Genomic DNA, 25,500 nt, shown 5'->3' with positions numbered 1-25,500 from the left:
CCACGGCGGCTACCCCAACCGATCGCGTCATTGTCAAAGCCTACCATTGGGAAATCGGTAGGGAAACCACGGCCGCTGTTCGCAATCAGCGTCACAGCTCCCCAGCCTACCATTGGGAAATCGGTAGGGAAACCACGGCGCTGTTAGCGATAAGCCGGAGCTCATTCGAAGCCTACCATTGGGAAATCGGTAGGGAAACCACGGCTTGAAGTCGTCGGCATCCTCCATCTTGCCGAGCCTACCATTGGGAAATCGGTAGGGAAACCACGGCACCCTTGGTGGGGAAATCGTACCGGAAGAGAGCCTACCATTGGGAAATCGGTAGGGAAACCACCGCATTTTGGCTAACTGATTTGCGATCTTTTCAGCCACTGCACGTTTGCACGTCGCGATCAGGTCGGACAGAGCCTTCGAACGCAAGCGAAAATCTCGCTGCCAATCGATCTTGTCGTCGCGCAGACAATAACATGTGTGCCGGATCGTAGCCGACGCTGACAAGACGCCATCAACAAGCGGACCTATGACCGCTTGTTGATGGCGGGATTTTCGGTGCGGGATGCTTAGTGTGGCAGTTCGGGCGACAAGCTTTCTTGTTCCAGAACCAGGCCAGTTTCTCTCAGAGCATGCCAAAGCCGCGTGATTGCGCTGCCATCGCCGCCATGTTGGGGAAGTATGGGTTTGTTTTCCGCACGCACGCCATATTGCGTCAGGATGTCGACATTCATCAGGTGAGGTCGCAATTTGACGCCTCTTGCGCTTAAGGCCTGTTCGATATGTTTGAAAATGCGCAACCCGCCGGCATCGAGATCTCCCCAGTGGTATGTCAATGCCTTCGCCTCCTGGCAAAGGCGCAGGATTTGGCCAAGGTGGCTGCGGGCAGGGAAGCCGGCTGTGTAAAGGATCAGACCTTTGTTGTTGTCGTTACACTCCCGAGCATGGCGAATAAAAGATGTATAGTTTTCAATGGTCAGGACATAATCGACGGGACGCGCGAGCGTGATTGCTGCGGCCTGATCCGGTGGAAAACCACTATAGACAAGGTTTGGCAGTTGCACGCCCTGAATTGCCACCTGACCGCTCAGCAAAAAAGGCTGTGGCATCCGAGAGACGCCAAGCGTTGCGAGGATTTCATTGGTGTCGAGCCCGTCCGTTGTGGCATGGTTGCGATAGAGGCGAGAATAAATCGCCACCACACTTGCTGCCAGACGATCGAGAGCCTTGCTGTCACGGCCGACAGAGCGGGAAAAACTGCGGAAATCGATAGGAGTAGGATCCTTCGCCCTTTCCTGCAGTCCGCAGGCTAGCGTGAGAGTATCCCGCAAACTACCGATGTCGTGAGGTATGATGCCGAATTTTCGCACATTGCGTTGCCATGCAGCGGCAATTTCTCCCAGTACGTCGCTTGCCGTCTCAGGCAGGCTCGGGAGATCGTATAAATCTGCAAGCGTGGTGTGTACCTTTTGCGGAGAGGTGGGGCGGCCAAGATGACGATAGAGGACATCAGCATCGACAAGCCTGATGCGTATGCCGTTACCGCCCGCTGTTCGCATGTTTTCCAGTTTCACAGCTCCCGGCCTCTCCGCCATGCGGATCAATTCGATGAACCGATCGCGCGTCTCTACGCTCGAAAAGGCGTTTTCGTCGACATAGGCGAATGGGCGCTTGACCGTGGGTTTGGTTTCATACCGGTCTAGCAGATTGTGGAGGAGTTTGGCGGCATCGCTAAAACTGATGTGTTTCGTCATCTGTTGGTGTCCGGACGCTCGCCTTTACTCATGTCGGGGGCATAGCCGGCATCGACGGTTTCCATGCTCTTCGCCAGTTCGGAATCGCTGATATATTGAGGATTGCTGGCGCGCATCTGTTCTTGCGCATGCGGCTTGATCCGAATGGTCTCGGCGGTGGCGGCGTTGCCGTGCCGAAAGATATCGGCAATGCTGTCCATATTTTCATACACGATAGCGCGCTTTTCCGATGGCGCCGCGATGATAACCTGCAAGCCGATATCGCTGTAAAAGCCCAGCAGGGTACGTTGATTAGGGCCGTCCATCTTGCTGAAAGCCTCATCGAATACCGCAAGTCCCAGTCCGAATTCGGTGCGATCCTGATGACGTCCGGAACTGTGGTAGATGCTCGCCAAGGCCGCGCCAATGATCACGTAATAAGGGACCTGACGTTCAGCGCCGCTGGCCGTTCCCTTGCGACGTTCGTAACTCGTCTGCAGACCTGTTTCGATATTCCGCGTGGTCAGGTCGAAGCTGTAGTAGTTTCGGTAATCCTGATAAAGGGTGAAATCGAGGGCGTCATCGTTCAGCAACCTCTCCACCTCTGCCAACGCCTGTGCGTGCTGCTGGTCGCGCGGCGCTTCGTGACTGAAAAGAGCTTCAAAGACGTTTTCATCGTCCTGGCTTGCCTGCGCCAACTGATACAGGCCCAGAAGTTCCGCCTTCGGGCGGGCATGCAGCGTATAGATCTCGTGGTTGAAGGGGCGGGATTTGAGCGCCCGGCCAAGCGCATCCAGCTCGCTTGTCAGTTTGTTGAAACGGTTATTGAGTTCCTGCACGAATGCTGTGCGTAAAAGCCGGCTGATCTGACCTGCCGCTTCATCCGCCTGTTGCCGATAGCGGATCAGCTCGTTCGCCTCCAGCATTGCCGTATTCGTTTCGATCCAGCTCCGGATTCCGGTCGAGATGGAAACCGCCCCGATCGTCGGCGTCGTATTATCGAAGTTCAACCGATAATGGGCCAGTGCTTCGCGAATTTCTCCTTCACACGCCCCATAGTCCGCCTTCGCTTCTTCGGCCTGCTTTTTCATGTTGTTTATGATGCTGGCAAGCGCTTTCGGACGCTGGGCTCTATAGGCGTCGCGCAGTGATGCGACCTGAGCGCGATTGCGAATTCTTTGCCTGAAGGCTTGCCTCCTAAGCGAGAAATGCCTTCGCGATCCAAGTTGGTATTCCCCGCTACCAAGTGTCTGGCGGATCTCTATCACGCTGTTTTTCAACTGACCGACCTGGACCAGACATGCAGCCTTGTCGGCCTGGATACTCTGCAGCCTCAGCTTTATCCGTTCGGCACCGGCGCGCAGATTTGGGTCGATGCTCGCGACGGCACGATCCAGCCTCAGCTGCAAATCCAGTCGGCTTTCGTCGAGCTGGTTGATTTCGAATGTCAGGGCTTGCAGACCATCTGCGGCCTCGACCGGTTGCATGAAGGCATGCAGTCGCCCTGCCATGTCGTCATAGAATTTTTCATTATGACGATGATTGGCAATCAACATGCGCCGCTCTTGGATTTGCCTTGAAAGGTCTTCTACCATCAGCGGCGCAGAGGCGCGGCCGATCTTCGGGCCGCCGTGTACCTGCAGGACTTCCACAACAATGTCGCTGTTATATGTACAGTCTTTCATGATCGCGCGGCCGCTGCCCATAAGCTCCGGTTGGCTCAAAGCAAGGCGCACATTTCCGGTGCGGAAATCGATGAAAGCGGCAGCGAGTGGATCGTCGCTGTTCATAATGCCAGCCAAGGAATTGGGCTGTGCGTCACGCGTGTGGTTCGCTAGCCGGCGCGTATTGATGACGCGGCAGCCGCGAAAACGATCCCGGCTCTGGCTCCGCAGTATCTCCACCGCCTGAGTGGCATGTTCGGGTTCGACGATGATTGCCTCACGATCACGCGCCAGCAGGGCTTCTGCGGCATTTCTCCAGTTTTCATCAAGGATTTCGGTGACTTCGCACAAGGCTCGCGGACGCATGCCATGGCTCTGCAGCGTGCGGATAAGATCTGCCGTCCGTGGCTCAAGCGCCATCCGACCGGAGTGGGCCTGACGAAGTTTGTCTTCGAGTTCGCCCAATTCGGCCTCAAGGTTGGTGCGCCAGGTGATCGCCTCGTCGCGTTGCTTGAGCAACTTGATCTGGCTCGGTTGCGCTTCGGTTCTGGCCGCCTCGATCAACTGCTCCATCTCGGTCGGGCTCTGTGGCCATGCCGGCGGGATCTGCTCCGCAGTCTTACGGCGGATGGTCTCCAGCGTGTCGAAGAGATGCCCCAGTTTCAGAGATGCGAGTTTTTCACGGTGATCAAGCAAAGTGACGGCGCGCGCGGTATTGAGAAAGCGCTGTTGCAGACGGTTCGCCGCGGCCGCACGGGCCTGGCTTTTCAGTTTCAGTTCCGCAGTCACAACGGCTTTCTGGGAGGCCACATCCTGCGCCGCGATCTGCGCCAACAGACCTTCCTGTTCATCCACCAACAGTTCATGTTCGTCATCAAGGCGGCTGATTTCCGCTTCCACATGGCCAAGATCAAGAGTTTTCTGGCGAAGAGCGCGCGATTTGGAAATAAGTGCTGCGCCGGATTCGATCAGGCCAGCCAGCTTCTCCATACCCTGGGCAATATCCTCACGCTCCAGCAGAACCATGTATTCGCCGACGAGCGTCTGCATGTTGCGTAGCGCTTCGAGCTTTTTTTCAAGCTCGTGGATGTCTTTCTGGATATCGCGATATCGCTGGATCGATTCTCGCAATTCGCCGATATCGATATGGTCTTTTTCCAGCAGGAATTGTCGAACGAACTGCTCGACGGACCGCATTTCCTCGAAAGACAGCGCTGTTATGAAGGCGCGAATAAAACGTTCCGGATCGCCATGCCGACGACCGGTGAACAGCAGGCGCATATATTCGCGGATGAAATTACGTGCGCCATCCGGCCTGAGAAGTGACGTGCCTTGTTGCGAGCAGGCCTGTTCGAGCCGCGAGCGAACCAGCGGCCATGATGCCGAGCGCTGTTGCCCTTCGGCAAGGTCCTCGATCAGCATGTCCGTATGAATGCGAATGCCCGGAGCAACATAACGGCCGACGATCTGCGCATCCTCACTGGATGACGCTTCGATGCAGAGCCCGATGCTGACCGGTTTGCGCAGGCCATCGGGATCATCGAAGACGAGGGCGATATGGCTGACCGACTGTTCCCGCAGGATGTGATGTTCGTTGAGTTGTCCGAGGCAATAGCCCCGCAGGGTTCGCTCCGATCGGCGTCCGCCGGTTTCGCCAGCGGATCGATTGAAATCGTAATAGCGGCTGGACCCTCCGGCCATGACGGCCTGAATCAGGTCGATCAGTGTGGATTTCCCTGAGGTGTTCTGGCCAAGAATTGCGCCATTGCCGACAACGTCCAGGTCTTCGCGGCTAAAAAGATGCCATTGGATGAGCGAGATACGGCTGAGCTGCATCATTCTGCTGCGTCCTCGTTTTCGGCAGATGTCTCATCGTCGCTTCCTTGAAATAGAAGCTGTTCGACCTGCATCAGGTGCTGTGTGCCGCTTACTGTATCGACCAGCGCGCGAATGGTCAGAAGCATGTCGCGCGCCTCGTCGTCGTACTCTCCGAGCCTGACGATCGCCCGCCGTTCAAGCGATTGTACGAGGTTTCGGAATTCGACAATTCCCAGGGCTGGCCGACGTGCGCCGCCTACCATGTCCTGATAGGCGTCATAAGCCTCGTTCAGCGTTGTGTGCATATTGCCGTATTTTCCAAGATCTCCTTCTCCCCAAAGACGGCGCATGAGAAGTAGGACCAGTGTTTCGTCAATGCGCATGCGCGGCCCTGTGATGACTTCAGTATCAGGGAGAATGCCTGCCCAGCCTTCAATATCGCGCACGACGAGACGATAGCCGGCCACCTCGAAATAGCTGGCGACCAGTTTTTCAATGTCAGGTCTGAGCAATGTTTCCATCATGCCGGGCGAGCCGCGATCATCGAGATGCAGGAACTGGTGGCGCAGCAAGTGATGGATAACCTGTGTAACCCTTTGCAAACGCTTTGGATCACGCTCTTCCAGATTGCGAAATTCGATGAGCATGTCAGTTCCCCCGATTTGATAGGTCTTGCCTGCGGGCAACGCTGAAATTTGCGCATTGCAACCATTCATTGTCGACGACGGTGTCAGTAATCGGTTTTAGGATGAAATGTCTGGCAAGAATGGAGGCAAGCGGGCTTTCGACCGACTTGCCGCCGTCCGGCGTTTCTTGCACGCTCGTGTGTGCGATCAGGCGCAAGGCTTCGAAGGCAAGAAAATCATCGACGGTGTCGATCCTGAAGTGGCTCGCCTCGATCTCTCCAAACAATGGCACCCGGCTCTCAAGAAAATGCACGACCTGTTCAGGCCGGATAGTCAGTCGCTGGATATAGATGCGCTCAAGTTGTTTTCGCCGTTCCCAGACAGGATCGACTGGCGGCAGCGACAGCGCGTCGCCGACAATCGGTTGTCTTGCATTCCGGGGACGCGCCAGAAGAAAGGGTGACAACGGAAAAAGGCGAGGCTCGATCACACCTTGTAGCATGGTATTGGCCTTGCCAGCGGCAACCAATCTGTCGAGCCTGAGCAGGACCAAACTGCTGCGAAGAATAAAACCGCCGCTGCGGCGTCCTGCATATCGGACCGTGTTGCGCAATCGGGTCTCAAGTCTTGAGCGATGCTGCTGAATGGCTTCAAAGGCATCCTCGATCTGCTCGAAGACATTGCGGATACGTTGCAGATCCTCGTGTACGAGCTCGTGGGCAGAGGTATTGTTGGTTGCCAGCCGTGCTTCGAGATAGGTCTCTGCGATCGCTGAGATGTCCGTGATGGAATCTTCAAGCCTGTTGAGCGCCTCAATGATTCTAAAGCGGTAACGATAGGGGTGTGAGGTTGTGGTTATCGCGGCATAATCCTGAAGCAAAACACGTTCGACGAAATCCTCGAAATAGTGCCTCAGGCGATCGCTGATGTTTTCGCTCGCGACGACCTGCTTGTCGATCTCCCGCAAGGACGAGAGGACGCTGCGCATATATCGTCCGAATGAGGCGGCGTCGCGTGCCGCCTTGTGAAGGCCGAGAGCATTTTCACGGGCGTTCAGTTGCAGGTGATCAAGATTGGTTTTGACCTGCACAATCAAACCGCCGAGCAGCTCGGAGACACCGGTTTTCAGGTCACACAGGAATTCAGCAAGGCGCATGGCGCCAGGTGGCATGTCGACGGTAATTTTCAAGCCGTAATGGATTGGCTCCAGCCAGCCAGTCCCGATAAGGCGGTAGTAGACATGCCGTGCCCGCGCCATCGCATCGCCGGTTGCCGCGGCATCCGCCATCTCGTTGCCGCGGCGTCGGATCCGGCGTCCCTTTCCTGTCGCCAACTGATCGAGGACAACCGGTACATCTTCATCTCGCCAAAGATGAGGATGATCGCCCAGTTGCTCATAGATAAGCTTGAGTATGTCGTTTTGGCTGGGGAAATAGATCTCGGCTTGATAAAAGCGCCCGTAGATCTTCTCGATCGTCAATTCATAAAAATGCCGGTTCGGTCCGGCGAAGACCAAAAATATGTCGGTATGAAGCTTGCCAAAAAGCATCGGCGCTTACTTCATGTCAATTTTGAAAATTTGGTCGTTTTGTCGGCTGCCGCTCTTGCTGCAGTCTTTCTGGCCTGGGACAATACACGGGCTCTCCTCCGGTTTTCTGATTGAATATCAGCATAAAGAAGTGTGCCGGTAGGATAAAAATCAATTTTCGGTTGTTTTTGGCCTCTCAAGGCTGTCTCAGGTGGCCCGCCGAACGGCCAAACCGTTTCTGCGCTTTTTCGGGAGAGGATAAGACGGTGGGGGTATGCCAAGCGGGAAAACTAAGCAGCCGTCTGTTTTTGTGGTCCCTATAGTTTGCGAAACCTTTTTCGGTATTGTTTTTCCACCGATATTAACTGTCTTTAAATAAACAGATGTTTGCGCATAACCGAGTATATCGCAAAGGTTAACGAAATATTGCGTTTCCGACGAGAACGGCGCTCCTTGTCCCGAATATAGCCAGGGGGTTCCTTATGTCCGTCGAAGATCTGCGCGTATCCGTCGCAACCGAACAGACTGCTGCTGACCATTTTCATTCCGACGTAGCCGAAGAGATTTCGCTGTCGGAAAACGATCAGAGGCAGGATCGTGACGCGGTCGAGATGGCACAAGCAGCACCGACAAGTGGTCGGCTTCCGACCGCAGCCGGTGCGCCGTCCGCCACTGTTGTGCCTGCTGTTACCGAGATGACGCCGGACGAGGCTAACATCGTACGCCTGGCCGCGACCGTCTCGATCGATGACATTCGCATCGAGGGCGCCAACCTGATCCTTGTGCAAGCGGATGGCACCGAGATCATCATCGTCAATGGTGCAACCAAGGTGCCGACAATCCTTCTTGGTGATGTCGAACTGCCGCAACAGACGTTCATCGCGGCGCTGGAGGACAGCGGCATCAGCGTGGCGGCCGGTCCCGACGGCTCGTATTCCGCAAGTTCAGGCCCCGGCAGTTCCGGCGGCAATTTTGAGGACAGCATTCAGCAGAGCCAGAACGGCCCCCTCCAGCTTGCCGATCTGCTCGGTGACACTTCGTTCGGGGATCCTGATCCAGCGGGCGGCTCCGAGACCGGCAGAGATGAGCCGACGCCGCTGGATTCGACCTTCCTTTCCGGCATTGTCGAATCCACCAGCGCAAGCGGAGCATTCGAGCAGGGCACGTTCAACGGCAGGCTCAACTTCGATCCCGGCAGTGAATTCGGCACCGTCCGCAGCGTGGCGCTGGCCGGCGCTCTCACATCCGGTGGCGTCGCCGTTGCCACGACCTTCGTGGAAAGTGGCACGGACACCAACCCAATCCTGACGCTCACTGGTTCAGCCAGTGGCGTGATCGTCTTCACACTGGTCGTCACCGATGTGACGACGGGCGCTTTCACCTTCACGCTTCAGCAGCCGCTCGATCATACGGGTGCCGGCAGCATCGGCGCTTCCGACATACTCAACCTGGCATTCAGCTATACGGTTCAAGACAAAGCCGGTTTTCCGGTTTCTGCCAATTTCACCATCAGCGTCGGCGATGACGGCCCGACAGCCGTTGCCGGTGCAGCATCGACCGTTCAGGACGAAGCCCTGCCGGGCGGCAATGTCGACGGCATCGTTACCGCGTCGGTGACCGGCGTTTCGCTGAACATCGACTGGGGCGCGGATTCCGCCAATGCCGGCGGCAGCAACGACCGCTCGGTGGTGTTCACCAATGCCAATGTCGCGGTTGCCGGCGCTTATGGAACGGCGCTGACCTCGCTCGGCCAGGCCGTCAACACCGTTCTGATCAACGGCACGCTGATCGGTTACACCGGCAGCACGGTTCCTGCTTCGGTTTCCGAGACCAGCGTCGTATTTCATGCGTCGCTTTCGGACGCCGGAAACGGTTCCTATTCGTTTACGCTGGTCAAGCCGCTCGACCATGCCGCCGGGGTCAACCAGAACACCGCGATGCTGACCTTCGGTTTTACCGCGCAGGATGCAGACGGCGACACGGCCGCCAACACGTTTACCGTCAGCATCGTTGACGACGTTCCGGTCGCCAATGGCGGCACGGCATCGACCGTCGAGGATGAGGCACTCACCAACGGCAATGACGAGGCAGACGGCCTGTCCGCCAAGTCGGGCGGTTCGCTCAATATCGATTGGGGTTCCGACAACGGAAACAATGGCTCCGGTGCTGCGGGGGACCGGTCGGTTGCCTTCACCCAGACCATGACGGTTTCCGGCGCTTACGGCGAGGCGCTGACCTCGGGCGGCGAAACGCTCACGCTCACGCTCTTCGGCGACACTCTCGTCGCTTACACCGGCACTATCGCGCCGACGGCGCTGACCGGCGAGGGGGCAGGTAACATCGTCTTCACCGTGACGCTGTCCGATCTTGGCCGCGGTTCTTACGAATTCACGCTTCTGAAGACGCTCGATCATGCGCCGGGTGCAGGTGGAAACGGCGAGAACACGCTGGTGCTGACCTTCGGTTACACTGCCACGGATTCCGATGGCGATACGGCCTCCAGCACGTTTGCCGTGAATGTTGTGGATGACACGCTGACTTTTGCCGGTGGTGAGGCCAGCGATATCTATGAAGACAAGCTTTTCGGCGGCAATCCGGCGCGCGCTTCCGAAGAGCCGGGTTCGCAGGAGCCCGGCCAACCGGCAACCCCGGTGCTGTTGCGTGTCATCTCCGCCGACAATCTGACTGTCGGTGGCAGCCTGCGCATCAACTGGGGTGCGGATAACGGCAACGCCGTCGAAAACGGTGGCATCACCAACACGGTCAACGATCGTGGCGTCGGCTTTACGGCTCCAAATATCGACGCTCTTTCGGCCCAGAATCTCACCTCTGATGGCATCGCGCTGAAATATGAACTCAGCGATAACGGCACGATCCTGACGGCCTACAAGGAAGTTCCGGCGATCGAGGGCGAAGGCACCGTTCGCCAGACGGTGTTCACTGTAACCCTGTCCGACACCGACAAAGGTTCTTATGAATTCAAGCTCGAAGGCAATCTCGACCATCCGAAGGGTTCTGGTGAAAACAGCCTCGCCATCAACTTCGCCTTCACTGCGCAGGATGCGGATGGCGACACCGGCACGTCCGCGTTCACCGTCACTGTCAAGGACGATGTGCCGACTGTCGGCAAGCCGGTCACGCTTGCGAGCGTCGATGAAGACGACCTGCGCGGCGGAAACGATGTGCGCCCGCGCGAGAGCCTGAGCAGCTCCGCCGACCTCGGCGTTGTCTGGGGTTCGGACAATGCGAAGGTCGGGGACATCGATGCGACCGTGCATCGCACGCTCGCCTTCAGCAAGCTGACCGAGGCGCTTGTCGGCCTGACCTCCGACGGTTACGCGCTGGAGGCCGGTGACATCACCGATCTGGCGAATGGCGGCCAGATGGTCAAGATATTCAACACCCATGGCGATGCGATCTTCCGTCTGACCTTGGATCCGACCACTGACGGCGGCAATGCCAAGTTTGAACTGCTCGGCAATCTCGACCATCTCGGCGAGGGTTCGGAAGATACGCTGAAGCTCAATTTTGAATTTACCGCGACGGACGCCGATGGCGATGCCATCGGTGGCAGCTTCTCGATCGACGTCATCGATGATGCGCCGGTCTGGCTCGGTGCGACTAACAGCACGGTGGAAGAGGAAGACCTGCCGGGTGGCAACGAGGATACGTCCGGCGCCGGTGACCTGGACTTCACGCTGCCGTTCATCGGTCATGTCAACCTGACGCAGAAAAGCTCCTTTGGCACGCTCGGCATCGCCTGGGGTTCGGACAACAACAACCCGACCAGCGGCGCCGGCCTGCATGACCGCTCTGTGGTGTTCGACAGCGTCAGCGAAGGCACGTCGGTCACCTATGGTGACGGCACGGTCCTCAAGTCCAACGGCCTAGAGGTCAAATATCACATTGCCGACGACGGCCGCACGCTGATCGGTTATACCGGCGCAAGCGCCGAGACCGGCACGGTCGTGTTTCAGGTCACCGTCAGCGACGACGGCATTCTCGGCGCGGGCCGCTACGACTTCCTCTTGAAGGCAACACTCGATCACCCGACCGGTGGCGGCGAGAACAGGATTGACCTCGCTTTCGACTTCCTCGCAACCGATTCCGATGGCGATGACGTGGGGGGCTCGTTCACCGTCACCGTTCTCGACGACAAGCCGGTGCAGGGCCGCGTGCAGGGCAATAGCGGCCTCAACGAAGATGACGTTTCCAACTATACTGCAACCGATGCGACACCGAATTCCGATCCGCTGAAGATCGAAAACCGCTCGCTCGGCATTTCCTGGGGTGCGGACAACGATACGCGCGGCGAAGGTGACAATTACGGCCGCAGCGTGCATTTCGCGACCACTGCCTCAGCCCATGTAGCAGCCAGCGCCAATGTCTATTCCAGTGCCAGCGCAGTCGGTCTGTCGATTTCCGGCGGCACTTTGTCTTCGGGTGGTGTCGCACTTGTCTACGTTGTCACCGACACGGTTGACGGCGGCCAGATCCTGACCGCCTACAAGGGCTCGGTGTCCGGCGACGTTGTCTTCATCGCCAAGGTCGATGCACTGGCCACGAACGGCGCCTACAGTTTCGAACTGAAGGGCGAGCTGGATCACGCTTCCGGCTCCAACAGCATCGACCTGACCTTCGGCTTCGTCGGCACGGATGCGGATGGCGACGATGCCGGCCGCAGCACTTTCCGTATCGCCATTGCCGACGACCAGCCGGTACAGGGCACGGCGGAAAACGTTTCGCTGACGGAAGACGATATTTCCACCTATCCGGCGACGGATGCCACACAGACCGACGTCACCAAGACGGCGGCGGCCTCGCTGGGCATTTCCTGGGGTGCCGATGACGACATCCGCAGCGGTGCGAACGACACGTTCGGCCGTACCGTACAGTTCGGCACCAGCGCAGCGAAAGCAGGCACGACCGCTGTGCTGACCTCCATCCCTGGTCTGACCGCCGACGGTGGTGCACTTTCCTCCGGAGGCGTGGCACTGGTGTATCGTGTCGTCAACGACACCAATGGCGGCCAGACGCTGACCGCCTACAAGGGCATCAACGGCCCGGTCGTGTTCCAGGTCGTGCTCGACCCGACCTCGACCAACGGTTCCTACACATTCGAGATGAAGGCCGAACTTGACCATACATCCGGCTCGGACGCCGTAACGCTGAAGTTTACCTTCGTCGGCACCGATGCCGATGGCGATGCCGCATCTGCCGGAAATTTCGAGGTGACGATTGCCGACGACAAGCCTGTGCAGGGCGTGGCCGGCAATGTATCGCTGACGGAAGACGACATTTCGACCTATCCGCTGACCGACGAGACTCTTCGCGATATCACCAGGGTGGGCGCATCGCTCGGCATTTCCTGGGGCGCGGATGACGACAAGCGCGGTACGACAAACGGCGACACTTTTGGCCGCAGCGTGCAATTCGGCACGGACGCGACGAAGGTCACCACAGGTTCCTACCTGACGGCCGTTCCCGGCCTGAGCGCCGAAGGCGGCTCGCTGTCTTCCGGCGGCGTCGCGCTGGTCTACCGTGTCGTCAACGATACCAATGGCGGGCAGACGCTGACCGCCTACAAGGGCGCCAACGGCCCCGTCGTGTTCCAGGTCGTGCTCGACCCAACCTCGACCAACGGTTCCTACACATTCGAGATGAAGGGCGAACTCGATCACGCGATCGGTTCTGACAGCGTGAAGCTGACCTTCACCTTCGTTGGCACCGATGCGGATGGTGATGCCGCTTTGGCCGGCAGCTTCAACGTGGCGATCGCCGACGACAAGCCGGTCGTGCTCGGTCCTTTCTTCGATGGTGCCGTTGATGAAGACGGCGGCCCGCTGGCATCCGGCAACGGCAATCCGGGACCGCTGTTCGGCGCCGGCGACATGACGCTGGTCGATACGGTGACCACGCGCTCGCTCAACATTTCCTGGGGCGCGGACGATGCCAATATCCATGTCAACGGCGGCATTGTCGGCCAGCCGCAGGCCGGGGACCGCTCGGTCACCTTCGGCGACATGGCTGCACCGACCGGCCTGACCTCCAACGGCGTCCAACTGGTTTATACGGTCAGCGCCAACGGCACGCTCCTGACTGCAACTGCGGGTGAAAATGGCCCGGCCGTGTTCACGGTCGAACTGTCGGACCAGAGCTCCGGTTCCTACACGTTCTCATTGCTGCGCAATCTTGATCATGTGCGCGGAGGTGAAGAAAACGACCTGAAGATCGACTTCAAGTTCGTCGCCACCGATGCCGATGGCGATCAGGTCGGCAACTCATTCTCGGTCATCGTCGATGACGATACGCCGGTCATCGGCAATCCGAAGGATTCGCGTGTCGCAGAGGTTGCTATCGGTAGCAGCGATGGTTCCAAGAACGGCTCCCTCGACATTTCCTGGGGCGCCGATCAGGGCAATTCCACCGTCAACGGAGGCAACCTTTCGGCCAACGGCAATCGCTCCGTGGTGCTGGTCAGCAATTCCGCCCCCTCCGGCCTGACGTCGAACGGCATCCCGGTCGTCTATAAGACATCGGCCGATGGCCTTGTCCTCACAGCCTATCGTATTGCTGCCAATGGTCATTATATCGGCGCGGAAGGTCAGGATCTGGGCACGGCAGCCGTCGATGCTGCGCGGGTCTTCACGGTTTCGGTCTCCGACGTTGATAGGGGTAGCTACACGTTCACGCTGCTCGACAATCTTGATCATTTCAGCAGCCGGCAAAGTTTCAACCCCGGCAGCGGCGTCGGTTCGGCGATCGACCTCGATTTCAATTTCAAGGCGACGGACAGCGACGGCGACAGCGTGACTTCCAGCTTCGAGGTTACCGTTCTCGACACGACACCTTCGCTGGCCAGCCTCACGGCGGCTTCCTCCGTCGTGGACGAAGATGGCCTGACGCCAAATGGCATTGCCGGTGCTCCGGCACCTTATGCATCCAGCGATGCGGCCGGTGAGGCAACGACGACCAACAAGGTCAGTCTCGGCGTCAACTGGGGCCAGGATGCGGATCTCAAGAATGGCACCGGCGACCAGATCGGTCGCACGGTTTCATTCGTCGGCAGCGGCAACAATGATCTCGGTACGGGTTCCGTCTCGGCTGCGAATCTCGGTCTGCCCGCACTGACTTCCGGTGGCGTGGCGCTGACCTACTCGATCAGCTATCTCAACGGTGCCAACAACTGGAATGGCGGTTACGTGCTGACGGCGAAGGCCGGCAATGCCGAAATCTTCAAGGTGACGATCGATCCGACGGATGCGAACGGCAGCTACAAGTTCGATCTTCTCGGCAAGCTCGACCATCCGGTCGCCAACAGCGAAGACAATATCGACCTGACCTTCAAGTTCCGCGCCGCCGACAGCGATGGCGACAAGACCGCGATCGGCAGCTTCTCGGTCAGCATTGATGACGATGCGCCCGTTGCGGCGGTTGCCGTCAACAGCGAGGCGCTGGTGCTGGACGAAACGGCGGCTGTCCAGACAGGCACCGATGACAAATCGGCCGCGGCACCAATCGCCTTCACCGCTCACGGCACGGTGCTCAACTGGGCGCAGAACGCTGTCGCGATGGTGACCACAGCGGGTACTGCCTATGGTGCCGATGGTGCCGGCAATACGGTTTTGTCGCTGACAACCAAGACTGGAGCGGCCTTCAACGGCGAAGATTCCGGGCTGAAGACGCTGGATGGTTCTGCCATCAAACTCTATTCCGTCGGCGATATCGTCGTCGGCAAGACGTCGGCAAACGGTCCTGCCGTCATTGCCCTGTCGATCGACAATAACGGCATCGTCAGCATGGCGCAGTATGTGCCAATCAAGCACGGCAACATGTACAACCCGGATGACAGCAGTAGCCTGACGGGCGTGCATGTCTCGGTCGTCGCCACCGACTATGACGGCGATGCGGCCAAGAGCACCAGCAGCAGCGCGCTGACGATCACCGTGCGTGACGACGGTCCGACCGTTTCGTCGACGCAGGTGACGCTGACCGTTGACGAGGACGGTCTTGCTTCCGGCAATGGCGGCAAGCCTGCCTATGCCGGTGACGCCGCCGCCACCTCCAACACCGCTTCGGGCAACCTGTCCTACAGCTTCGGCACGGATGGCAAGTCGGCCTCGACCGCCAACGACTTCAAGATCCAGGTTGAAAACACCGGTCTGAAATCGTTCGGCACCTCGCTGACCTATTCATTCGATACGGCCACGCACACGCTGACGGCGAAGGCCGGCAATGTTGCTGTCTTCACCTTCGAACTGACGAATATCGCCAACGGCGCTTACACGTTCACACTGCTGCGGCCTCTCGACCACAGTGTCGCCAATACCGAGGACGATATCGCGATCAACTTCAAGTTCACCATCACCGATGGTGACGGCGACACCGCAACCGGCAACGTGCAGGTTGTAGTCAACGACGATGCGCCTTACATCGGCACGCCGGCAGCCGGCCTGGTTTCCGAAAGCGGCCTCGGCTTCATCGGCGGCAATTCGACGACGGTTCACACCGGCGATCTCAACATTTCCTGGGGCGCCGACAACCGCGATGCATCGAACAACCCGCATATCGCGGTTGCCTTCGCCAACAACCTGACGGCACCAGCCGGCCTGACATCCGATGGCGATGCGATCAAATACGCCTTCAACAGCGACCGGACGGTGCTGACCGGTTACACCGGCGGCGGCCTGCTGACGAAGGTCGTCTTCACCGTCTCGCTCAGCGAGGATGGTTCGGGAAAATACACGTTCCGTCTCTATGACAATATCGACCATGCGTCGAACAGCGACAGCCTGCCGCTGAGCTTTGCCTTCACGGCGAAGGACAGCGACGGCGATACGGCGGCAAGCAGCTTCACGGTGACGGTTGCCGACGACAAGCCGGTATTCGGTGCCATCGAGAACGAGACCGTCAACGAGGATTCACTGCCCGCCACCCTTTGGGACGTGATCATCGCCGACAGCCCGGAATCTGCCATCCAGATCGGCAGGCTCGGCATTGACTGGGGTGCCGACAACAACAACCAGGGTAGCGCCAACCGCTCGCTGACATTCGATGCGGCCCTCAATAACGCCACTTCTGCCTTCACCCATGATGGCATTGCCATCAAGTACTTCCTCTCCGCCGACCGGACGGAACTGACGGCGAAGGCCGGCACGACCGAGATTTTCAGGGTGTCGCTCTCCGACAGCCTGGACGGCAGCTACACGTTCACGCTGCTGGACAGCATCGACCACAAGGGCACCGGCAATGATGTCAACGCCAAGCTGAGCTTCAGCGTGATCGCCAAGGATAGCGACGGCGATACCGATACCGGTTCGTTCTCGGTCACGGTGGTCGACACGATCCCGACGGTTGGATCGATCGGCATCCGTTCGATCGATGAGGCAACGACGAACAATGCCGGTGGCAACACCTTCCTTCCGCAAACCATCAGCAATGTCGACCTGAACATCGACTGGAAGGCAGACGATGCCAACACGGCACTTGCCAACCGTTCGGTCGTCTTCGATGCCGATCGCATGCCGTCCGGACTGACCTCCAACGGTTTCCAGCTTCAGTATGTCCTGTCTGCCGACGGCACGACGGTGACGGCATATCGCGTCTATAACGGCATGTCCTACACGTCGCCTGAAACCCCTGCAGTGCATTACGCATCGGCCGGTGGTGGTGACCTCGGCGTGGCGCCGACTGATGCGGCGCGTGTTTTCTCGGCAACGCTGTCGGATCTCAACAGCGGTCGTTATTCCTTCACACTGTACGGCAATCTCGATCATGCGGTCGGCAGCAATCTCCAGAACGTGACGCTCGGCTTCACGGTCACCGACAGCGACGGCGATGCCGTCGATGCGGCCTTCACGGTCAAGGTCAATGACAGTGTTCCGCAGGAAACCGGTGCTCCGGTCAATGGCTCGGTTTCCGAAGCGGACATGGGTCCGGTTGTGCTGACCAAAAGCTTCGGCCTCAACATCGACTGGAATGCGGATGCCTTCGCAAAGAGCGGCAATGCCGGTTCGGCCTTTGTCGGCCGCCATCTGGAATTCAAGGCGGGCACGGCCGGCACTCTCGATGCGCTCGGTTTGAAATCCGGTGGCGAGACGCTCGCCTATGACATTCGCACCGCCGCCAACGGGGTCGATCAGGAACTCGTGGCCTACAAGAGCGGCGATGCCAGCCATGCGCCTGTCTTCATCGTGTCCCTGAACTCCCAGGGCACGAACTCCGCCTATGTCGTGGCGCTTTTCCAGCCGCTCGATCATGTCGGCTCCGGCGGCGCGAACCTCGCGGATATTACGCTGAACCTGACGGCGGTTGCCGTGGATGGCGATGGCGATACGCTTGACCGCGCCTTCAAGCTGACCTTTGGCGACTATCTGCCGACGGCGCCCTCGGGCGCAGCAGCCGGCGTGACCATCGAGGAGGCCGCCGGTTCGCCTTCCAACGACCATGCGCTGTCTGCCGATTTCGGCAGCGACGGCAAGGGGGCAGTTCCCTTCATCTTCTCCGGTGATGCGGCACCCGCCGTCAGCGGCTCCAGCGCGATGACCGGGCTGCGTTCGAACGGTGTGACGCTGAACTATATCCAGATCGGCGCGACCACCATTCTGGCCTACCTGTCCACCGCTGCGACCGTTCCGGCTTCGGCTACCGACGCTTCCGTCGTGTTTGCGGTAACGCTTGGCGCCAGCGGTTATAATTTCGTCCTCAACCAGCCGCTCGACCATCCGGCACCGAATGCCGACAACCAGCATTTCATCGACCTCGCCTTCGATTTCAAGGCAGTCGATTTCGATGGTGATGTCAGCGCCACGGCCGGAACGTTCACCGTCCGCATCGATGCGGCCGGCACGATAGGCTCGATCAACTATTCGGCGCTGGAGACCGGTGTTCTCGTCAACCTCTCCGACCTGTCGACAGCCGATATGCCGGCTGAAATCCGTAATCTTCTCGGTGGCGAGAGTGTTGCGGCACATACCGCGACCGACCGTGCCAGTGTGACCGACGATGTGGTCGGTATCGATCAGCTCGGCGCGATCACCGAGGCCTATGGTTCCAAGGCGGCCGATATCCTGATCGGTGGCGCCGGTGACAACATCCTGCACGGCGGTGCCGGTGCCGACTATCTGTTCGGCGGCGATGGCAACGACACGCTTTATGGCGATGACGATAATGACGTCATCTTCGGTAATGTCGGCAATGACACGCTTTACGGCGGCGACGGCGCGGATACGCTGATCGGCGGCACCGGCAACGATACGTTCTGGGGCGGCAAGGCGTCCGACAACATCTTCGGCAACGGCACGACCAATACCGGATCGGACCTCTATGCCACCGCCGGTGAAAGTGACACTGCGGCCTATCTCAGCGGCGCAGCCAACTATACCGTCGTCTGGAACCAGACACGCCAGATCTGGGAAGTGACAGCCACGGCCACGGCCGACGAATATACCGGCATGTCGGGTCCGGGCACGAATATCGACTCCCTGTTCGGGATCGAGATCATCAAGTTCCCGGATATCACGCTCGACCTGCTCGATCCGGTGCGGCTGTTCAACGGCAATAATCTGGTCGGCACGTTCGATACGATCCAGGACGCCAACGACGCGGCATCCGCCGGTTATCGCATCGAACTGGTCGGCAGCCTGACAACCAAGACTGCAACCATCACCAGGGAAAACCTGACGGTCTTCGGTGCCTCGGACCAGACCGGCATCACGTTGACACTGAATGGCGTCCAGAAGCTGACGCTGACCGGCACGGCGCCGATCAACGTCGTCGGTGACGATGGCAATAACACGATCATCGGCAATGACGGGGCGAATATCATCACTTCCGGAAAGGGTGCCGACACGCTCTATGGCGGCAACGGCAATGACACCTTCATCATCACGGCCGACATCGACGATGCCAGCGGCGAAGGCAGCCGCAACTTCACCATCGGCGACGGCACGACCAAGCCGGTCGTTCTCGGCAACCGCTCGGGCGAAAGCGACAGCATCCACGGCGGCGATGGTATCGACACGATCCAGTTGGTTGCAGCCAACGGTTTTGTGTTCGATCGTGCCAACTATCCGGGGTCGCTTTCCGGCGTCGAGCGCTTCATCGGCACGGCCTTCAGCGACGTGATCATGCTGCCGACAGGCTACACGTCCGGCACCGATCCGATCTATATTGACGGCGGCGCGGGCGCGGATTTCCTGCAGGGTTCGAATGCGCAGGCGGATCATATCGTCGGCGGCGACGGTGACGACTGGATCTCCGGTCTGGGTGGTGACGACCGCCTCGAAGGCGGCAACGGTGCCGACACGATCTGGGGCGGTGACGGCAATGACCGCATCAATGGCGGCTCCGGCGACGACATTCTCTATGGTGATGCTGGCGAGGACAGGATCTACGGCAGCGACGGCAATGACGAAATCCATGGCGGCGCCGACGATGACGAACTGCACGGCGAAGGCGGCAGCGACACCATCTATGGTGATGCCGGCAACGATACCGTCTATGGCGGCGACGGCAACGACAAGATCGATGGCGGCGAAGGCAATGACGCGCTTTACGGCCAGAATGGTGACGACACCATCCGTGGCGGTGCCGGCAATGACCGGATCGGCGGTGGATCGGGTTATGACACGGCGGTCTACGACGATGCCCGCGGCAATTACACGATCGGTGTGGTTTCCGACGCAAGCGGCTTCGTGACGGCCTTTACGACAGTGACCGAAACCGTTGTGACCGGAACGGACGAAGGCAAGGACACGCTCACGGATGTCGAGGCGCTGAAGTTCGGCAACCTGACCCTCGATCTCACCGACAAGGTCCAGCTGTTCAACAGCAGCAATACGCTGATCGGCACGTTCGACAAGATTCAGGACGCGATCACCGCTTCCGCTTCGGTTGCAGGTGCAGTGAAAATCGTGGTTGCGGCTGGTACTTATGACGAGAACCTCGTCATCGACCGCGACAATCTCACCCTGATCTCCCGCGATGGTGCCGACACGACCATCATCAATGGCGTTCAGTCCGGAACGGAACAGGGCGCGATCGAGATCAAGACCGGCGCCGACGCAATCACCATCGGCTCCATCGGCCACGGCTTCACGGTCTTCGGGCTGAACGGCAACGGTGCCAGCGAAAAGGCTGCCATCTATATCCAGGGCGACCACAACAGCATCACCATTCAAGGCAATACGGTCACGGCCCAAGGCGACGAGGCGCTGCTGACCGAATATGGCCGCACGATCGTCGGGCTGAAGATCGACAGTAACCTGTTCAACGGCAAGACCTTTGTGGGCGACACCGTTCAGGTGCCGGGCCCGACACCACCGAACGGGGTGCCGGATCAGTTCAAGCTGGACAACAATGTTCCGCGCGGACTGGTGGTGATCAATGCCGGTTTGCCAGTCAAATGGGTCGATTTCACCAATAACGTCGTTGATGGCGTTGCCGGCGGCAGCGATGCGACTGGCGCCAAATACGGCAATACGCTGGTGACGATCGATGCGACGAACTCGAACATTCACCACAACCTGATCACGGGCTACACCACTGGCGGTGCTGCCGGCCTGCGGGTGCGCGGCGGCGATACCAACATTACCGAAAACGTGGTGGACAACAGCGCCCATAACAGCCAATCGATCGGCTTCATCGTCGACAACAAGGGCACCACCCCGAACTACAATGCCAACAAGGTGATCGGCAGCGGCGCTGGCGAAATCCTGCAAGGCACGCCGGGCGGCGATACGATCATCGGCAATGACGGCGATGACGTCATCCTTTACACCCTTGGTCAGGGAGCCGATACGGTGAACGGCGGTGCCGGGTCCGACACACTGAAGGTGACGACGCCGACAGGCACGCCTTATCTGCGCGAGGATATCTTCGCGGTGAACGGCGAATTGCGCATCAGTGTCAATGACGGCACCGCTGCCGACCTGCCTTTCGAAAAGACGCTGACAGCCAGGAATATCGAGACGCTCGATATCGACGTGAAGGGCTACAACTGGCTGGTCTTCGGCCAGAATAACGGTTCGAACCTGGCTTCTGCCGGCATCGAGACGGTGAAGGTCACCGGCGACGACAATGGCAATACGGTGTATTTCTCGAACGTGTCCTCGGCCACGAAGCTGGAAGCAAACCTGCATGGCGGTAACGACACGTTCGTGGCGGGCGGACAGGCGATCTCCCAGCAGGTGGATGGCGGCGACGGCATCGATCATTTCGACTTCAGCCAGGTCTCGCAGCAACTGACCATTGATCTGCAGGCCGGAACAGCGATCCGCAGCACTCTCGGCGGCACGCTGGTGGCAATCGACGCCATCACCCATTTCGAGGATGTTACCGGCAGCATCGGCAATGACGTGATCCGCGGCACAAGCGCTGCCAACGTTCTCAAGGGCGGTGACGGTAACGATATCATCGAAGGCCGTGGCGGTAACGACACGATCGATGGCGGCAACGGCATCGATACGGCTGTGTATTCGGGTGCCCGCAGCGGCTACACGATCGACGTCTTGGCCGACGCCAGCGGCTTCGTGACCAGCTTCTCCAAGGTAACTGACGGCAATAGCTCGGCCACCGGTGAAGGCTCCGATACCCTGACCAGCATCGAAGTGCTGAAGTTCGGCAATGTCACGCTCGATCTCACCGACAAGGTGCAGTTGTTCGATAACACGAACCGGCTGATCGGTACGTTCGACCACATCCAGGATGCGATCAATGCGTCGCTCCCGGTCGCGGGTGCCGTCAAGATCGTGGTGGCTGCAGGCACCTACGAGGAAAATCTGGTTATCGGCCGCGGCAACCTGACGCTGGTGTCGCAAGACGGCGCCGGGTCGACCATCATCGATGGTGTGCAGGAGAGCACGGCAAACGGCACGATCGACCTTAAGGACAACGCCAACAATGTCACCATCGGCTCCGTCGGCCACGGCTTCACCATCATCGGTCTGAACGGCACCGGTGCCGGCGAAAAGGCCGCCATCTATATCGACGGCCGCCACAACAATGTTCTGATCCAGGGCAATACCGTAACGGCGGAAGGTGACGCGGCTCTTCTCGCCAAGGGCACGGGACCGATTTCTGGCCTGAAGATCGAGAACAACACGTTCAACGGCCAGACCTTCGTGGATACGGCACCGGCGACCGCTGAAAATGCACCGCGTGGTCTGGTGGTGATCGGCAATGGCGATGGTGCCGCCTATGCGGTGACCGGCGTCAACTTCTACAAGAATACGATCGAGGGCATTTCGGGCATTATCGCGCCTGGCGGCGTCAAATACGGCAACGCGCTCGTCATCATCGATGCGACCGACTCCAACATCGACAAGAACACATTTGCCGGCTTTACGACCGCCGATAGCGGTGCTCTGGTGGCGCGTGGCCCACGCATCAACATCACCGAAAACGTGGTGAACAATTCGATCAGCAACAGCGAATCGACCGGCTTCATCATCGACAACAAGAACTCCGTTCCTTACCCGAACTACAATGCCAACAAGGTGATCGGCGGCCTGTCCGGCGAAACCCTCTATGGTTCGCCAAGCGGTGACACGATCACCGGCAATGACGGCAATGACGTCATCATCGGTGGCAAGGGCAATGATACGATCGATGGCGGTGCCGGAGACGATCGCTTCATCTGGAATTCGGGTGACGGTCGCGACAAGGTCGAAGGCGGGATCGGGACCGATGTCCAGGTCATGAACGGCTCATCCGAAGACGAGACGTTCAACATCAACCGGATCACGCTGGGCGGTGTCTCGCATGTCGGCATCAATGTCGAAACGACGAGTGGCGCCGTTGCCGCGACAAGCAGCAATTACGAGGTTGCCACCCATGGTGTCGAAGACATCGTGATCAACACGGGCGCCGGCAATGATACCGTGATCGTTAGCGGCTCGCTGGACGATACCGGGCTTGCCTACTCGACCATTACGGTCGATGGCGGCGCCGGCAACGACACGATCGATCTCACCGGCCTGACCTCGAACCATCGTGTGGTCGTCGAGGGTGGCGAAGGACAGGATGTCATCAAGCTTGCCGGCAAATGGTCCGACTACAGCTATGTGCAGACCGGCGACGTATATACCGTTTCCAAAAATGGTCTGGTCCTCGCCACGACACATAATGTCGAGCAGCTTGCCTTCACCGGAAACGACGGGATCGTGGATTATGCAATTGAGATCGGCAAGGTCGTCAATGTCGCTCCGGAAGCCACGGATGACAGCAATTTCGTCATAGAAGCGGGCGGTATCGCCAACGGTCTGGCCGGTTCGCCAATCGCGACCGGAAACGTGCTTGCCAACGACACCGACGGCAATATCGGGGTCGGCGGCAACGCCATTGATGCGATGAAGGTAACGGCGGCCAACGGCTCGGCCATGACAACCGGCGGACTGGTCATCAATGGTATGTACGGTACGCTGACGATCAAGGCGGATGGCAGTTACAGCTATGCGCTCGACAACAGCCGGACGGTGACACAGGCGCTCAAGGTCGGACAGACAGGTCACGAAAGCTTCAGCTATGAAGTCAGCGACCTGGCCGGGGCAAAGGACACGGCGCATCTGAACATCGACGTTCGCGGTGCGGATGACGCTGGGGCAATCACCACGCTCGGCTTCGAGGACGTTGCTCCCTATAGCGACGCCGTCCAGATTGAGACCTATGGTGGGTTTGCTTGGACCATACCGGGCGCACCGGGTAATGCGCATGCTCTATATGCGATGGATTATGCCTATGCCGTGTATATCGGAAACACCCAAACCACCGGCTATGACAATTTCGGCTCCGACGTGGCGTATACGCCCTACGGCAACGAGCCGGTCGTCATTACCCGGCCGGACCATGCCGACTTCTATTTCGCCGGTGTGAAACTGTCGGCGGCCTGGATCGAAGGCCTGAGCGTGACCATTACCGGCTATAACGACAACGCCGTTATCGGCACGGCCACCAGTGCGATCAGCGTCTCGTCGATTGCAAGCATTGCCGCGAACTGGGGATTGATCGACAAGCTGGTGATCGATGTTGCCGGGGCGGAAGGGAGCGGCAGCAGACATATCGTTGTCGACGACTTCCAATATGCCTTGAGCAGCGTCAGTGACCCTATCGTCCTCGATCTAGACCATAACGGCTTCGCCTTCTCCTCGATCGACAACGGTGTCTCTTTCGACATCAATGCCGACGGACATCAGGACAAGGTGGCCTGGACCTCGACCGACGGCATCCTCGCATACGATCTCGACGGTAACGGAAAGATCGATAACGGTTCGGAACTGTTCACGCCGAGCTTCAACGGTGGTCATTATGCCAGCGGGCTGGCAGCTCTCGCCACGCTCGACAGCAATGGCGACGGCAAGATCGATGCCCATGACGAGGCCTTCTCGAAACTGTCCATCTGGATCGATGCCAACAATGACGGCGTCAGCGATGCGGGTGAATTGTCGAGCCTGTTCGATCACGCGGTCTCCAGCATTTCGCTGGAAGCGACGGTCACCAACGGGTTGTTCGAGGACGGTCAGGCCGTGCTTTCACAGGGACACTTTACTCTGACGGACGGCTCGACCGGCGACTTCCTCGAAGTCGGCTTGGATACGGCCTTTGGCGGACAGCCGGATCATGTCGTGATCGGCGGCGCCGGCGACGATATCCTTGTCGGCGGCGCGGGTTTCACGCAGTTCACCGGCGGTGCCGGTGCCGACACGTTCGTGCTCGATCCGTCTGCGCTGCAGTCTCTGGACATGGCCGATGTGGTCACCGACTACAAGGCAGGTGAGGGCGACGTGCTGGACGTTTCCAAGTTGCTCGACAGCATGCTTGGCCATAAGGCGAACGGAGACGAGGCGGCGGCCAATGTCAGGACGACGATCACCGGCGCCGATACAACGGTGAGTGTTCAGGTGGCTACCGACAGCTGGAAGGATGTGGCGGTGCTGCAGAACCATACGGAAGCCGTCAAAATCCTGTTTGACGACAAGCACACGGTTGATGTTTCCCATCATTGACGGGCGGAGCCGGAGCAGAAAAGGAGAGAGGCGCGCGAGCGCCTCTTTTCGTTTTAAGCGTTGCTAATGTGTGTATGGGGTATCGGTCAGCAACGTTGCTGATCGATGTAAATGTGATTTTGTGATATATTTTGGATT

The 25,500-nt window shown here is 58.9% G+C and carries 5 protein-coding genes, 1 pseudogene and 1 CRISPR repeat array (1 of these 7 only partly in view); of the genes and pseudogenes, 1 reads left to right on the top strand and 5 read right to left on the bottom strand.

The genetic code is table 11. The annotated features are described in order from the left end of the window. A CRISPR array of direct repeats spans nt 1-337; the repeat unit is 36 nt; unit sequence AGCCTACCATTGGGAAATCGGTAGGGAAACCACGGC (it extends 821 nt beyond the left edge of the window). Between the two features lie 223 nt (nt 338-560). From ACRQ1B_RS20010 to ACRQ1B_RS19990, 5 genes and pseudogenes are all read right to left on the bottom strand, one after another. Then, nucleotides 561-1,745 carry a Wadjet anti-phage system protein JetD domain-containing protein gene (locus ACRQ1B_RS20010; protein WP_432295758.1) on the bottom strand — a complete coding sequence of 395 codons (1,185 nt, stop codon included), beginning with the start codon at nt 1,743-1,745 and terminating at the stop codon, nt 561-563. Next, complete coding sequence (locus ACRQ1B_RS20005) at nt 1,742-4,810, bottom strand: SbcC/MukB-like Walker B domain-containing protein (protein WP_432295811.1); 3,069 nt, start codon at nt 4,808-4,810, stop codon at nt 1,742-1,744. The genes ACRQ1B_RS20010 and ACRQ1B_RS20005 overlap by 4 nt, the downstream gene beginning before the upstream one ends. A gap of 240 nt (nt 4,811-5,050) precedes the next feature. Further along, nucleotides 5,051-5,224, bottom strand: a pseudogene (locus ACRQ1B_RS20000) (ATP-binding protein); the annotation flags it as partial. Next, complete coding sequence (locus ACRQ1B_RS19995) at nt 5,224-5,892, bottom strand: DUF4194 domain-containing protein (protein WP_432295757.1); 669 nt, start codon at nt 5,890-5,892, stop codon at nt 5,224-5,226. The gene ACRQ1B_RS19995 and the pseudogene ACRQ1B_RS20000, both read right to left, overlap by 1 nt. Further along, nucleotides 5,855-7,381, bottom strand: a complete 1,527-nt coding sequence (locus ACRQ1B_RS19990) for a Wadjet anti-phage system protein JetA family protein (protein ID WP_432295756.1) — start codon at nt 7,379-7,381, stop codon at nt 5,855-5,857. Before ACRQ1B_RS19990 ends, ACRQ1B_RS19995 begins: the two co-directional genes overlap by 38 nt. Nucleotides 7,382-7,842: 461 nt before the next feature. On the opposite strand from ACRQ1B_RS19990, the gene ACRQ1B_RS19985 reads away from it, so the two are divergent. Beyond that, nucleotides 7,843-25,362 carry a T1SS-143 repeat domain-containing protein gene (locus ACRQ1B_RS19985; protein WP_432295754.1) on the top strand — a complete coding sequence of 5,840 codons (17,520 nt, stop codon included), beginning with the start codon at nt 7,843-7,845 and terminating at the stop codon, nt 25,360-25,362. The last annotated feature ends 138 nt before the right edge of the window (nt 25,363-25,500 follow it).

The organism is Endobacterium panacihumi (assembly GCF_050847465.1).
In the GTDB taxonomy this organism is placed as follows: Bacteria; Pseudomonadota; Alphaproteobacteria; order Rhizobiales; family Rhizobiaceae; genus Neorhizobium; species Neorhizobium panacihumi.
The sequence above is the reverse complement of the archived record's forward strand: the minus strand, read 5'-3'. Positions and strand labels throughout refer to the sequence as shown.